The organism is Salinispirillum sp. LH 10-3-1, assembly GCF_030643825.1.
Lineage (GTDB): Bacteria > Pseudomonadota > Gammaproteobacteria > Pseudomonadales > Natronospirillaceae > Salinispirillum.
The window spans coordinates 2,386,576-2,398,246 of record NZ_CP101717.1 but is presented as its reverse complement, the minus strand read 5'-3'; the positions used below and the strand labels follow the sequence as shown (position 1 = coordinate 2,398,246).

Genomic DNA, 11,671 nt, shown 5'->3' with positions numbered 1-11,671 from the left:
AATCAGCGCTTCAGCTCATACACACACAGATTCACCGCCGTCGCCAAATTCAACGACTCAATCAGGCCTGAACCCGCAATGGTGTAGGGCGTTGCCTGTAAGTCCGCCAAGGCGGCTTTCGGCACACCACGCGCTTCATTGCCAAACAGATAGCAGTCGTGTGTGCCGAACGTGGCGCTGGTCAGCGCTTGTCCTTGCATGTCTAAGCAGGCAATGGACGAGAAACGTTGGCTCAGGGCATCCAAAGGCACGTCCAATTCCATAGGTACATGAAAAATCGCTCCCATGCTGGAACGCACGACTTTTGGGTTGTAGGGGTCAACGCTGTTCGGGCTGAGCAACAAGCGAAAACCGCCAAACCACGCCAACGTACGCAAAATAGTCCCTAAGTTGCCGGGATCTTGCACTTCGTGCAGGTAGACGGTTTTTTCGCCTTCTGTATGTTCCTGGGGCACATCAAAAGTAGGCACGACAGCCACAATGCCCTGCGGTGTTTTGGTGTCGCTGATCTGCGCCATCTGCTTGTCACTGACCACCTGAACGGGGAAGGGGCTCGCCCACTGCGCACAGGCTTCAGTGACGTATAAACGCGAGTTCAGCAGTGCCGGTTGGTGCTGCACAGCGTTTTGCAGCTCCAACACCAGGTGTTCGCCTTCCACCAAAAAGTGCCCAAACTCAGCACGGTATTTTTTCTGTTGGAGTTTTTTGATGTCATCCAGTTTCATGCGCTCAGCCCTGCGTCTGTCAGCATGGCTTTGGCAACGGCCTCGGCGACCTTGATGCCATCAACACCCGCCGACAAGATGCCGCCAGCATAACCTGCCCCTTCACCAGCGGGATACAGGCCGCGTGTGTTCAAGCTTTGCAGGCTTTCGTGGTCGCGTTTGATGCGAATGGGTGACGACGTGCGGGTTTCAATGCCAGTCAGAATGGCGTCGGGCCGGTCGAAGCCACGAATCTGTTTGCCGAAGGCGGGCAGTGCTTCGCGGATGGCGGTGATGGCGTATTCGGGTAATGAAGGCGCGAGGTCACCGAGTTTCACGCCCGGTTTGTAGGAAGGCTCTACTTCGCCCAGTTCGGTAGACGGCTGACCATGCAGAAAATCGCCCACGAGCTGCGCCGGTGCTGAATAGTCACGACCGCCCAGTTCATAGGCTTGCGATTCAAGCTGTTCTTGGAACTCCATGCCGGCTAACGGGCCGCCTGGGAAGTCCTGTTCGGGGTCAATGTTCACCACAATACCGGAATTGGCGTTGCGCTCGTTGCGTGAATACTGACTCATGCCGTTGGTGACAACGCGGCCTTCTTCTGATGTGGCCGCTACTACCGTACCGCCGGGGCACATGCAGAAGCTGTACACCGCACGGCCATTCTTGGCGTGGTGAACGAGTTTGTAGTCGGCGGCACCGAGTTCAGGATGCCCGGCGTATTTGCCCAAGCGCGCATGGTCGATGACTGACTGTGGGTGTTCAATGCGAAAACCGATGGCAAAGGGCTTAGCCTCCACGTACACGCCATTTTGGTGCAACATACGAAAGGTATCGCGCGCGCTGTGACCGACCGCCAACACCACGTAACGGCTGTCGATGCGCTCACCGCTGGCGAGTGATACGCCGGTTACGCGCTGGTCTTCAATGTGCAGGTCGGTAATTTTGCTTTCAAAGCGAATCTCGCCACCTAGGGCGATGATCTCTTCACGCATCTTGGCCACGACGCCGGTTAAGCGGAATGTCCCGATGTGTGGCTTGCTGACGAACAGAATTTCTTCTGGCGCGCCGGCTTTTACAAATTCGTGCATTACCTTGCGGCCATAAAACTTGGGGTCTTTGATCTGGCTGTACAGCTTGCCGTCGGAGAACAAGCCTGCGCCGCCTTCGCCGAACTGGACGTTGGATTCTGGCGACAATATCTTTTTTCGCCACAAGGCCCAGGTATCTTTTGTGCGTTTGCGTACGTCCTTACCGCGTTCTAACACAATGGGTTTGAAACCCATCTGCGCCAAAATCAGCGCCGCGAATAAACCGCAGGGGCCAAAGCCAATGACTACAGGTCGCTCGGTCAGTTCTGCCGGAGCCTGCGCAACAGGATAGTACGCAGTATCAGGTGCCGGGCGCACATGCCGGTCTTCGGCAAACCGCGCCAATACATCGGCCTCGTTGGCGACGGTGACATCAATGATGTAAACGAAGGTGATTTCCGTGTTTTTCTTGCGCGCATCGTAGCTGCGTTTGAAGACGGTGACATCGAGCAGGTCGGCGTCGGCAATGGCAAGGCGTGCGATGACAGCGGCGCGTAATGCGTCAGCATGGTGGTCGAGCGGTAACGCGAGTTCGGTAATGCGGATCATGGGGCTTCCTGGTCGGTATTTAGCGACAAAGGTATAAAGCACGCATTGTACGTGCGGGCTTTATGCGAGGCCAGCGTTCATGCAGAACCTATTTCTCAACAACGTGTCGTGAAAGCAGGGCGCTAAGTGTTGTAGCGCACAGACAGCACAATGGCAGTTCGCCATTATCCGATGGCGTCGAGTTTAAGACTCGACTGGCCCCAGGCGACAGTGGGACGTCGGGAAAAACCAAAGCAACGGAATCCAAATTATGAATCATTTACCCATCACAGGCTTTATTTCTCGATCCTATCGGCTGGGGATCGGCTTGCTGGCAGCAGTATTGCTGACAGCTTGCGCCTCAACGCCTAACTCTCCTGTCGAGTCACTCAATGCCGCCAGGTCTGCCATCACCAGTGCTGAGCAAGCGGAAGCACGTCAGTATGCGCCTGCCGATCTGGAAGAGGCGCGGGCACAGCTGAAAATGGCTGAAGAGGCCGTCTTGGCCGAAGAAATGCTAAAGGCAGAGCGCCTTGCCATCCAGTCGCGTCTTGCTGCGGAACTCGCAATGGCGAGAACTGAAGCTACGAAAGCGACAGCGATCAATCAAGAAATGGAGCGCAGTTCTGATGCGCTGGAAGAAGAAATGAAGCGCCAAGGTACTCAGCAATGAAAGCTATTACATTAATGTCAAAAAAACCGGTTTTTAAAGCCGGTGCAACGCTCCTGTTATCAGCCGCCTTTTTAGTCGGTTGTGCATCATCTCCTGCGGCACCAGAGGGTTCTTTGGAGGTCCGTAATAAACTGACCACTCTGCAGAGCAATCCTAACATGGTTCGCCACGTTACGGCTGAAGTACGTGAAGCTGAAGAGGCTGTTGCTCTGGCTGAGCAGCCGGTCGGCAAAAACGAGGATGAGTTGTCCGAGTTCCGGATATCTGCTGCCGATAGCCTAGTGGAAATTGCCACAGCACGAGCAACAGCTCGTCAGGCAGAAGCCGATCGGGCGAACATCACTGAACGACGTGATGCAGCCCGCTTAACGGCACGAACCTTGGAAGCAGACAAGGCCACCGCCGATGCCCGTAACGCTCGCAGCGCTGAGGCGGCTTCGTCTGCGTCCTCCGCACAACAAGCAGAGCAGCTGCGTCAACGGATTCAGGAACTCGAAGCGACAGCTACCGAGCGCGGTTTGGTACTGACATTGGGGGACGTCCTGTTTGCCACGGGCAGTGCTCAGCTTCATGGCGACTCCAACCGGAACTTGGATAAATTGGTGACCTTTCTGAACCAGTATCCTGAGCGACGTGTATTAATTGAAGGCCACACCGATAATGTAGGTACTGCAGCTTTTAACAAGACGTTGTCGCAGCAGCGAGCTGAAGCAGTACAGACCTATCTTACCGACCGTGATATCGCCAGTCGTCGCCTGAGCGTTTCTGGGGTGGGTTTCGATCGACCGGTTGCCAGTAATGACAACAGCACTGGGCGTCAGCAAAACCGCCGTGTAGAAGTGATTATCGAAAACCAATAGTCGTAGCCGATGGGCGGGTGTGCCCTCAATGAGAAAGCACCCGCCAATCTAGCAAATGGGAGGCTACTTGACCTTACAGGTCTTAATGCCAAACATGGAGTACAGTGGACAAAAGTTAAACAGCCCAGTAGCCAATGGCACTATGCCCACCAAGCCCCAGAGACCAATGACTTGTGTTGCAGTCAAAATAAGCAGCAACGCACCGATAACGATGCGCAGGATTTTGTCGATACCGCCAACATTGGTTTTCATGATCAACCCCTTTTATTTGGTCTATGTAATTAAGATAAATCTAAAATAAAGTGGCTAATTTAGCAACACACTAATGGGTTTGGAGCGTTAAATGCTTTGATCTATTGATCAGCATCAATCTACCCTGCTGCTGCATTAGTTTCATGTGGTACTTTTGCCCAAGTTTTAACCCTATCGATACTGGTGATCGTCTTCTTCCGGTGCGCCACAGTAAATCGCGTGATATTTAGCTGCTTGATGTGCTAACTCTCCATGACTTGTTGACTAAACAAAGGCAGCGGTCACTGCACTTCTCCTCGGTCAATCCCAATAGAATTGCAATGTGGTTAAGTTCCATTGAGAAGCAATTCACATTGGCTTGATTCTCGAGTGAGAAGTGCATTTCTTGGCACCCATCTCTGCAACAACGTACAATACCTACACATTTTTTTGGTACCAAACATCCCATGGCACGATCCAAAAGCAGTAACCGTTGGCTGGATGAACACGTCAACGATCCGTTCGTGAAGCAAGCGCAGAAAGACGGCTACCGTTCGCGTGCCAGCTATAAACTGTTGGAGATTAACGAGAAAGATAAACTTATTCGCCCCAATATGTTGGTGATGGATTTGGGTTCAGCGCCCGGTGGTTGGTCGCAAGTTGCTGCTAAGTTGGTCGGGCACAAAGGGCGGGTAGTGGCGTCGGACATTTTGCCGATGGATTCCATTGCCGGGGTCGAGTTCATTCAAGGCGATTTCACCGAAGAGAGCGTGTTTGATGAGATCATGACTGTGGTCAATGGTGCGCCTGTGGACGTGGTCATTTCTGACATGGCACCCAACATCAGTGGCGTTGATGCGGCGGATCAGGCGTCGTCGATGTATTTGGTGGAGCTGGCGCTCGACATGGCACGCCAGGTGTTGAAGCCGAAAGGCAGTTATGTGGCCAAGGTGTTTCAGGGTGTGGGGTACGATGAATACCTGAAAGACGTGCGGTCATCCTTTGAGAAGGTGGTGATTCGCAAGCCGGAGTCATCGCGCGCGCGTTCGCGTGAGGTGTACATCGTTGGGAAGGGGTTTCGTTAGTCACTTAAATAGTGTCAGGGCTTGGAAGGCCTATGGGCCGGGTGTTTCGCGGAACGCCGTAAACCCATCCGTGGGGGCTCGACAAGCGCATCCATGCGCTTGCACGTCCGCTGCAACCCTACCTATAGACCTTCCTCGCATGGTACAGAAACACAAGCCATTGGCTTTTCTAATAGCTCACTAAAATGGCATAGATACTGATTAAGTACATATGAAGGAAATGCTTATGAACTTGCGAATGTTAGGGATGAAATCCAAAAGAGACGTGCGGTGTGCTGGCGTTGCGGCGTTGGTTGCTGTGCTTATGCTTCAGTTAATGGTTGTGCCAGCTACTGCATTAGGCCTCTGGCATTCTCCTGCGGCTTATGACACCGACCTAGTCCAAGCGCTCAGTATTGCATTATTGAAAATAACTGTTGTACATCTGATATTCCCAGGAATACCAATATTCCTTTGGCTGTACCATCGGAACCGCCTGAGTTGGTCTACTGTGATTGGTACATGCTATATCGTCGGTATGCTTGCTGGGTTGTTTTGGGTATTGCGCGAAACGCCTGTACCGGAATATACACAAATATTGTTACGAGTCGGCCGCGGAGGATCGCACGGTTTTGCAGTGGGTCTGGCTTTCTGGGTAGTGTGGTGTTTGCAAAAGCGCCTGAAAATTCTTAGTTAGCACAGTTAACTAATTGAAAAAACGCTCATGCCATTTCCACGCTTTGAGAATCTTTGTCGGTTGCCTTTAGCATGGCGCGTATCCGGTCAATGTGGACTTGAGAATCTTTAGCCCGCTGCGAGACTGATGACGTATTGTCCTTGTCTTCCGTTTTACTCATGGTGACCAGAAGGTTCTGGCGTTCTTCGAACATTCTCAGCGCAACCCAAAGCGTCTCCTCAATTTTTACCGATTGTTGAGCAAGCAGTGCCGACGAGGTAAACGCGTGGCCAGTATGGCAGCGATAACGTAGCAGTTTTCCGTCTGCCATTTGCCATAACACGCCGCCGCAATCCGGGCAATTGAATGGCACCTGCTCACCAAGCGCCTCAACAGACGGTAGGTCGCTCAAAACCCGCTGCGCGATTTTTGCCTCGATCACGATGTCTTCCGGCACTGGTTCGTTCTCCGGCAACTCTCTGGTAACCAGATCGGTGAGCAGCGCACCCATTTCAGCAACCGGTAAACAATAGTCGGCGCCGACATTGGCAATGACCGATTGTGGCATGTCCGGATACGCTGCATCTTCTGGGTCTTGTGCAATGCAGACGCCGCCACAGCGTTTTATCGCCCTCATGCCACTGGTGCCGTCGTCTAGGTAGCCAGTCAGAATAATGCCAATGACCCGGTTGCTATAGGCCACGGCGGCGGAACGGAACAGAGGGTCAATGGCGGGCCGTGAACGGTTTTCTCTGGCAACCTTGGTGATGAGGATTTTTCTTTTCACAATCAGCATATGCTGATCAGAGGGTGCAAGGTAGATATGCCCGCTTTTGAATACTTCTTCATGATGACCGTGTGCACAGGTAAGGCTGCTGCTCTCATTTAAAACCTTAACAAGTGCCTCACCCGTGGTGTGCGCACCCATATGATTAACGATAAAAACGGGCGCTGGAAAATCCGGCGGGAACTGAGCGACAAGTTCCTTTAGTGCGGCCATACCACCCGCGGATGCTCCAACAACAACGAGCATCGGGTCTCTGGTCGGATTCATAGCCACCTCCATTGATGGAACGAGTTAGGTGCGCCTAGCCTCCCGTCTGCACATTCAACGTCAGCTTGAATACATGCCCTAAATCCGCCAACACGCCGTTGTTGTCGTGGTAACGCCAGTCGGCGCTGACGGTGGCAACTGAATTCCATTGGTAGTTTGCACTCAGCTCGGTGAGCCACGTTGGGGTGTCATCGGTCCAAAAACTCAAGCCCGTGGCGCGCCATGTCCAGTCACTCCAAGTTTGTGATAAACGAATGAGGGTGCGGTGTTCCACCATAGGGTCTAAACCCACCGCCTGTGCCATCCAGCCCAAATTAGCGGCACGCAGTCCGGCGGCTGGTTCAGGCTGGTCCTCAAGGCGCTTGCGTTGCGCTTGCAGCGCTTGCCAGTCGCGGCGACTCAGAGCTGAGTTGTCCCAGTGATGTTCCAACAAAGCCTCCGTGCCTTGAGCGTGGGTCCAGGTCAGGCCGAACAGCATGTCGGTGCGGTCACGTTGCGTCTGGCTCAGCGGGTCGCTGGTGAGGTGGCCGTTTACTGGCGTTCCGGGCTGCCATTCAGTGGCCGGTGCATCAGCCGTCCACGCCCCTGAGAAACGCAGCGCTAAGGCGTCGTGGGCAAGCCAATACAGGCCAGCGCCTACGCGCGGTGCGCCGTCATACCCTGCCAGTAGTTGCCAGTCGAACAGCCGACTGAAGCCTTCGGTACGCAATACGCACAGGGCGTCTTCGGCTTCGTGCTCCGGCGCGCAAGCGGCTTGCCAGACTTGTAGACCTGCGTACATTTCAACCGACACTAACGGGCGGGCTTCATAGTGTTGTTCTTGTGCATCTGGCCCTAGCCAGTTGAGCGGTGCAGCAAAAAAACCATAGTCCCACTGCAAGGCTTTTCTACCGACTGTCAGTTCCAGTGGCCCGGCTGAAGCGTCGTAAAAGGCTTCTGGTACTGTTAAGGCCCAGTCTTCGTCGTCGTTTTTGGTGTCTGTGTTTTGCAGACGCAAGCGCACTAAGGCTCCGCTGTGGCTGATTTGCCCCTTGAGCACGCTGTTCGCGGTCACGTCGTCACGTGCGCCGAGCGGCAGTTCGCCGGAGCCGGTTTGGGTGGCTGTCAGCAATTGGTCCAGTTCGAGCCGCCAGTCGACGGCAATAGTCATTGTACTCAGCGTAAGTGCTAGTGCGCCTGCAGCACAGGACAGCCAGCGATGTAAGGATTGGACGAACATTTATGAATTCCCTTTGGGTGATGGCTACAAATTGTTCCGCAGCAAAAAGGCGGGGTTGAACCACGGTTCTGGAATGTTCCACGGCTCTACCGACAGGTAGTGCACTTCGGTACGCTGGGCCGTTTGAATGCGGTCTTCCAATATCATGGTCAGCAGGCGCACGTCGCCAGTGCTTTTATCGACGCCCATCTCAAAGGTGGCATTCTTGGCGACGCGCCCGGAAGGCAGATAAAAAGTAGCACTGATGGGCACAGCGGTGTCAGCGTCGACCACAAGTTCAACGCTGCCGTAACTCAAGCCGCGCCGTGCGGCACTGAGTTTCAACTGTAGCGTGCCGTCTTCCTGCGTGTGCTGTTCGTCGATGCGGTAGTCCTCGCTCCAACGCAGCGAAGAAATGTCGCCCGTGGATGCGTCGCCCAGCAGTTTCTGCATCGGCGTAATACGGATTTGGCGGCGGCTGTTGGGCAGAAACAGATAGAACTGATCGTCCAGCATCAGCACTTTTTGCCCCGCTTCGGCGTCGGAACGAAACAGTGCCAAGGAGCGGCGTGCGTCGTCGGCATACACCTCATACAGACTGCTGCGTGACAGCTCACCATGCTCATAGAGGTCAATCTGCGTCATGACACGCATTTGGCCATCGGTCACGCGTAAGCGATCAATGGTGGCCAGTAAGTCGTCGGCCTTGGCCGGCGCGAGTAAGCCGATGTTGAGCAATATGGCGAGTGCGGTCAGATACTTAAACATGGTTAAGGGCCTCGGTAATGGGTTTTTGTACGCTGCGCAGAGTGGCGAAGGCGCTAGCACACACGGCCAAAGCAGTGACTAGCCCTGTGCTAATGGCAGCGATTTGCGGCGACCAGTAAACTTGCAGCGGGTAGCCTTCGGTTTGCCCCGGTGGCGGTGGCATCTGGACGTCGAAAACGAACAGGCTGCCGGTCAGGAGCCCCGAAAGCAGAAGGCCTACGGCGCTGCCCAACAGACCGATTAAGGCGGCTTCGTTCAAAAAGATGCTGAGAATTTCACGCCGCCTTGTCCCCATGGCGCCCAGGGTGCCGATTTCGCGGGTGCGTTCCAGCACGCTCATGGATGCGGTGTTGAAGATGGCGAAACCGACCATCACCAGCAGGATGATGCCCATCACGCCAAAGATGCGGTTGTACAGGTTGCGTACGCTCTGGTAGAAGGTGGCGCGCTCGTGCCAAGGGGTCACAGCCAGCTCTGGCAAATCGCGGGTGAGTTGTAGATGCATGGTGTCGGCGGCGTTGTTGTCGCGCAGGAAAACACCCAACTGGCCCACCTTGTCGGTGAGCAGTAAGTCCTGCGCGGTTTCCAAATGTGCCATGACCAAGCGACTGTCCAGTTCAGGGATGCCGGTTTCGACCACACCGCGTACCACCACATCAATGGCGTTGAGCAGGCCGTCGGCGGTGGTGCCCATCAGCGTTAACCCGCTGCCCGGTTCGGCGCGTAGAGAATGTGCGAGCTGCTTGCCGAGCAGGATTTCGTAGTCACCCATGGGGTCGGGCGACAGACTGAGCTGTCTGCCGGCCGACAACTGCATGCTGGGGCCGCGTACCTGAAAAATCTCTGGCTCGACGCCTTCGCCCACAAAGATGGTGGATTTGTCACCGTTGGTGATCAGGCCGTTGAATCGGACGTTGGCTAGAACGTGACGAATTCTCGGGTCGGTACGCAGTTGTGCTTTGATGTCGGTGTGGTTGGCAAGCCCGAATTCCAGCGGGTATTCCTCTTCTTCGACAAAGTACAGGGGGTGCGACAGAATCACGTGGCCTTGGTCACGCATGCTGAATTCGCGCAATGAATCATAGGTGTAGAGCGCAAAGCCACTGGTGCTCATCATGCCGAGCACGCCAATGGCGGTGAGCAGCAAGGTCGCCACGGTACGGCGACGATTGCGGCCCAAGTTGGCCCAGGCAAACAAGAGCCATTTAATGGCGGGAAACTGAGAGGTCATTCGGCGTGGCATGGTTTAGCTTCCTCTGTGGTGTTTTTTCCCCGAGCGTTGTTTTGGGGTGTTGTGCCGCTGTGGGACGTGGCTTCGACCAGTTGCCCATGTTCTATGCGGCAGATGCGGTCGCACCAGGGTGTGAGGCGGTCGTCGTGCGTCGCAACCACGACCGCGGAGCCATAGGCCTGCGCCAAGTCTTTCAGCAGCCGCGTGACCGTCAGAGCGGTGTCTTGGTCGAGGCTAGCGGTGGGTTCGTCGGCCACGATCAATTGCGGTTGCTTAACCAAGGCTCGCGCAATGGCAATGCGCTGGCGCTGACCGCCAGACAGCTTATCGGGGCGTTTATGCGCTAATTCGCGCAGGCCTACGGCGTCCAGTATGGCGTCTACACGGTGCTGAATGTCTTGCGCCGAGGTGTTGGTCAACAGCAGCGGGTAGGCCACGTTGTCCCACGCCGACATCACGGGAATCAGATTAAACGTCTGAAAGATGAATCCGATGGCGTCTCGGCGGATCTGCGTAAGCTGACTCAGCGACGCCTTGGAGATGTCGCGGTCTTGCCAGATCACCCGCCCCGAGTTGGGTTGGTTAATCAGGCCACAGATGTTCAGCAGCGTGCTTTTGCCGCTGCCGGACGGGCCAATGAGCGCGGTGAAGTCGCCGGGGTTTAAGGTCAGGGATACATCGTTCAGCACCTGCTGCTGTTCAATGCCGACGGCGTAAGACTTGGTGATGTGAGTCAGTGCTAGCATGTTTATGCTCCTTATGGACGCCAGTTCTTTTGCGCGAGTGCTGTGTATTCGTCTTCGACATTCAGTGCAAAGAGTGCATCCAGAGCGCGTTCGGCGACCGCTGTCTCATCAACACGCTGGGCTGCTAAGGCGGTGTAGTAGTGGATAATAGTGCGTTCTTCTGCAGGTACGGCGTGTAAGTCCGGGTGTCGACTGATGTCTTGCAGCATGCTGTAGCCTTGCTCAAAACGGCCAAAGAAGTCGGGCACTTGAACGTAGGTGATCGCGGCGGTGAGCGGCACCATGATACTGGCGGGGACACTTTCAAAGGTGAGGCTGCTGTGGCTGGGCGTCAGCAGTGCTTGTGCTTGGGCCATGGTGTCCAAGCCGGTCTCGGTGTGGTTCATTTTGTTCCACGGCAGCAAGGCATCGCGACCTTGCAGGGTCTGGCTGCTGCCCAGTAGCACCATGGCCACGGGGTCTTGCGGTTGGGCGTTGTGTAACGCAGTGAATTGATCGACAGCTCGGCGCGTGGCGCGCGATTCGCCTTCTGCTGCGGCGATGTATTGGCGGTAGGCTTCGTAATATGCAGCATCGTAGTCGGCCGCATGAACGGTTAGAGCGCTCAGTAAGCCGCATACAAGGGTCAGGTTCAGAAGGTGTTTCATGGTGTGCTCCTTAGGGTGGTATGAGCCCAAAGGTAGCGAGCGCGGTGAGGTCTGACAGGGTGATGCGACGAACGGTAGTATGTGAAGACAGGCGGAGAAACCGAAGGTGCGGACGGTATGGAGTTCAGTCCGTTGGGCCGGTGCTTTTCAGGAGAAAGCCATTTGCCGGTGGTTCGCGGGTATAAATGCCCGCCCTA

At 55.1% G+C, this 11,671-nt stretch carries 13 protein-coding genes; 4 read left to right on the top strand and 9 right to left on the bottom strand.

The window, feature by feature from the left end; all coding sequences use genetic code 11:
• Window positions 1-2 precede the first annotated feature (2 nt).
• The gene (locus tag NFC81_RS10820) at window positions 3-725 is read right to left on the bottom strand and encodes an RNA methyltransferase (protein WP_304994500.1); all 723 of its coding nucleotides are present in this window, start codon (window positions 723-725) and stop codon (window positions 3-5) included.
• Window positions 722-2,347, bottom strand: a complete 1,626-nt coding sequence (locus tag NFC81_RS10815; protein WP_304994499.1) for an NAD(P)/FAD-dependent oxidoreductase — start codon at window positions 2,345-2,347, stop codon at window positions 722-724. The genes NFC81_RS10820 and NFC81_RS10815 overlap by 4 nt, the downstream gene beginning before the upstream one ends.
• A 250-nt stretch (window positions 2,348-2,597) precedes the next feature.
• On the opposite strand from NFC81_RS10815, the gene NFC81_RS10810 reads away from it, so the two are divergent.
• Together NFC81_RS10810 and NFC81_RS10805 are read left to right on the top strand one after the other, a co-directional pair.
• Complete coding sequence (locus tag NFC81_RS10810; protein WP_304994498.1) at window positions 2,598-2,999, top strand: DUF4398 domain-containing protein; 402 nt, start codon at window positions 2,598-2,600, stop codon at window positions 2,997-2,999.
• Window positions 3,000-3,157: 158 nt separating this feature from the next.
• Window positions 3,158-3,859, top strand: coding sequence for an OmpA family protein (locus tag NFC81_RS10805; protein ID WP_304994497.1), 702 nt, complete (start codon window positions 3,158-3,160; stop codon window positions 3,857-3,859).
• A gap of 63 nt (window positions 3,860-3,922) precedes the next feature.
• Here the strand turns inward: NFC81_RS10805 and NFC81_RS10800 are convergent, their stop codons facing one another.
• Window positions 3,923-4,111, bottom strand: coding sequence for a DUF2892 domain-containing protein (locus tag NFC81_RS10800; RefSeq protein WP_304994496.1), 189 nt, complete (start codon window positions 4,109-4,111; stop codon window positions 3,923-3,925).
• A 446-nt stretch (window positions 4,112-4,557) separates the two neighbouring features.
• Here NFC81_RS10800 and rlmE point away from each other — a divergent pair, with 446 nt between their 5' ends.
• Window positions 4,558-5,175, top strand: a complete 618-nt coding sequence (gene rlmE / locus NFC81_RS10795) for a 23S rRNA (uridine(2552)-2'-O)-methyltransferase RlmE (protein WP_304994495.1) — start codon at window positions 4,558-4,560, stop codon at window positions 5,173-5,175.
• Window positions 5,176-5,401: 226 nt separating this feature from the next.
• On the top strand, window positions 5,402-5,851 hold the full coding sequence (locus NFC81_RS10790; RefSeq protein WP_304994494.1) for a hypothetical protein: 450 nt from the start codon (window positions 5,402-5,404) through the stop codon (window positions 5,849-5,851).
• Between the two features lie 25 nt (window positions 5,852-5,876).
• Here the strand turns inward: NFC81_RS10790 and NFC81_RS10785 are convergent, their stop codons facing one another.
• The 6 genes from NFC81_RS10785 to NFC81_RS10760 form a co-directional block, all read right to left on the bottom strand.
• On the bottom strand, window positions 5,877-6,884 hold the full coding sequence (locus NFC81_RS10785) for a chemotaxis protein CheB (protein ID WP_304994493.1): 1,008 nt from the start codon (window positions 6,882-6,884) through the stop codon (window positions 5,877-5,879).
• 34 nt (window positions 6,885-6,918) lie between these two features.
• Window positions 6,919-8,034, bottom strand: coding sequence for a hypothetical protein (locus NFC81_RS10780; RefSeq protein ID WP_304994492.1), 1,116 nt, complete (start codon window positions 8,032-8,034; stop codon window positions 6,919-6,921).
• A 93-nt stretch (window positions 8,035-8,127) separates the two neighbouring features.
• Window positions 8,128-8,850, bottom strand: coding sequence for an outer membrane lipoprotein-sorting protein (locus NFC81_RS10775; RefSeq protein WP_304994491.1), 723 nt, complete (start codon window positions 8,848-8,850; stop codon window positions 8,128-8,130).
• The gene (locus tag NFC81_RS10770) at window positions 8,843-10,093 is read right to left on the bottom strand and encodes an FtsX-like permease family protein (protein ID WP_304994490.1); all 1,251 of its coding nucleotides are present in this window, start codon (window positions 10,091-10,093) and stop codon (window positions 8,843-8,845) included. The genes NFC81_RS10775 and NFC81_RS10770 overlap by 8 nt, the downstream gene beginning before the upstream one ends.
• Window positions 10,078-10,827: an ABC transporter ATP-binding protein gene (locus NFC81_RS10765; protein WP_304994489.1), complete on the bottom strand. Its 750-nt coding sequence runs from the start codon at window positions 10,825-10,827 to the stop codon at window positions 10,078-10,080. The genes NFC81_RS10770 and NFC81_RS10765 overlap by 16 nt, the downstream gene beginning before the upstream one ends.
• Window positions 10,828-10,838: 11 nt before the next feature.
• Complete coding sequence (locus NFC81_RS10760) at window positions 10,839-11,474, bottom strand: hypothetical protein (RefSeq protein ID WP_304994488.1); 636 nt, start codon at window positions 11,472-11,474, stop codon at window positions 10,839-10,841.
• Window positions 11,475-11,671: the final 197 nt, after the last annotated feature.

Bases quoted from the DNA above. Each gene is read 5' to 3' on its own strand.
- NFC81_RS10790 (WP_304994494.1), top strand. From the start codon at position 5,402: ATGAACTTGCGAATGTTAGGGATGAAATCCAAAAGAGACGTGCGGTGT.
- NFC81_RS10770 (WP_304994490.1), bottom strand. From the start codon at position 10,093: ATGCCACGCCGAATGACCTCTCAGTTTCCCGCCATTAAATGGCTCTTG.
- NFC81_RS10805 (WP_304994497.1), top strand. From the start codon at position 3,158: ATGGTTCGCCACGTTACGGCTGAAGTACGTGAAGCTGAAGAGGCTGTT.
- NFC81_RS10800 (WP_304994496.1), bottom strand. From the start codon at position 4,111: ATGAAAACCAATGTTGGCGGTATCGACAAAATCCTGCGCATCGTTATC.
- NFC81_RS10815 (WP_304994499.1), bottom strand. From the start codon at position 2,347: ATGATCCGCATTACCGAACTCGCGTTACCGCTCGACCACCATGCTGAC.
- NFC81_RS10785 (WP_304994493.1), bottom strand. From the start codon at position 6,884: ATGAATCCGACCAGAGACCCGATGCTCGTTGTTGTTGGAGCATCCGCG.
- NFC81_RS10810 (WP_304994498.1), top strand. From the start codon at position 2,598: ATGAATCATTTACCCATCACAGGCTTTATTTCTCGATCCTATCGGCTG.
- NFC81_RS10775 (WP_304994491.1), bottom strand. From the start codon at position 8,850: ATGTTTAAGTATCTGACCGCACTCGCCATATTGCTCAACATCGGCTTA.
- NFC81_RS10780 (WP_304994492.1), bottom strand. From the start codon at position 8,034: ATGACTATTGCCGTCGACTGGCGGCTCGAACTGGACCAATTGCTGACA.
- NFC81_RS10760 (WP_304994488.1), bottom strand. From the start codon at position 11,474: ATGAAACACCTTCTGAACCTGACCCTTGTATGCGGCTTACTGAGCGCT.
- rlmE (WP_304994495.1), top strand. From the start codon at position 4,558: ATGGCACGATCCAAAAGCAGTAACCGTTGGCTGGATGAACACGTCAAC.
- NFC81_RS10820 (WP_304994500.1), bottom strand. From the start codon at position 725: ATGAAACTGGATGACATCAAAAAACTCCAACAGAAAAAATACCGTGCT.
- NFC81_RS10765 (WP_304994489.1), bottom strand. From the start codon at position 10,827: ATGCTAGCACTGACTCACATCACCAAGTCTTACGCCGTCGGCATTGAA.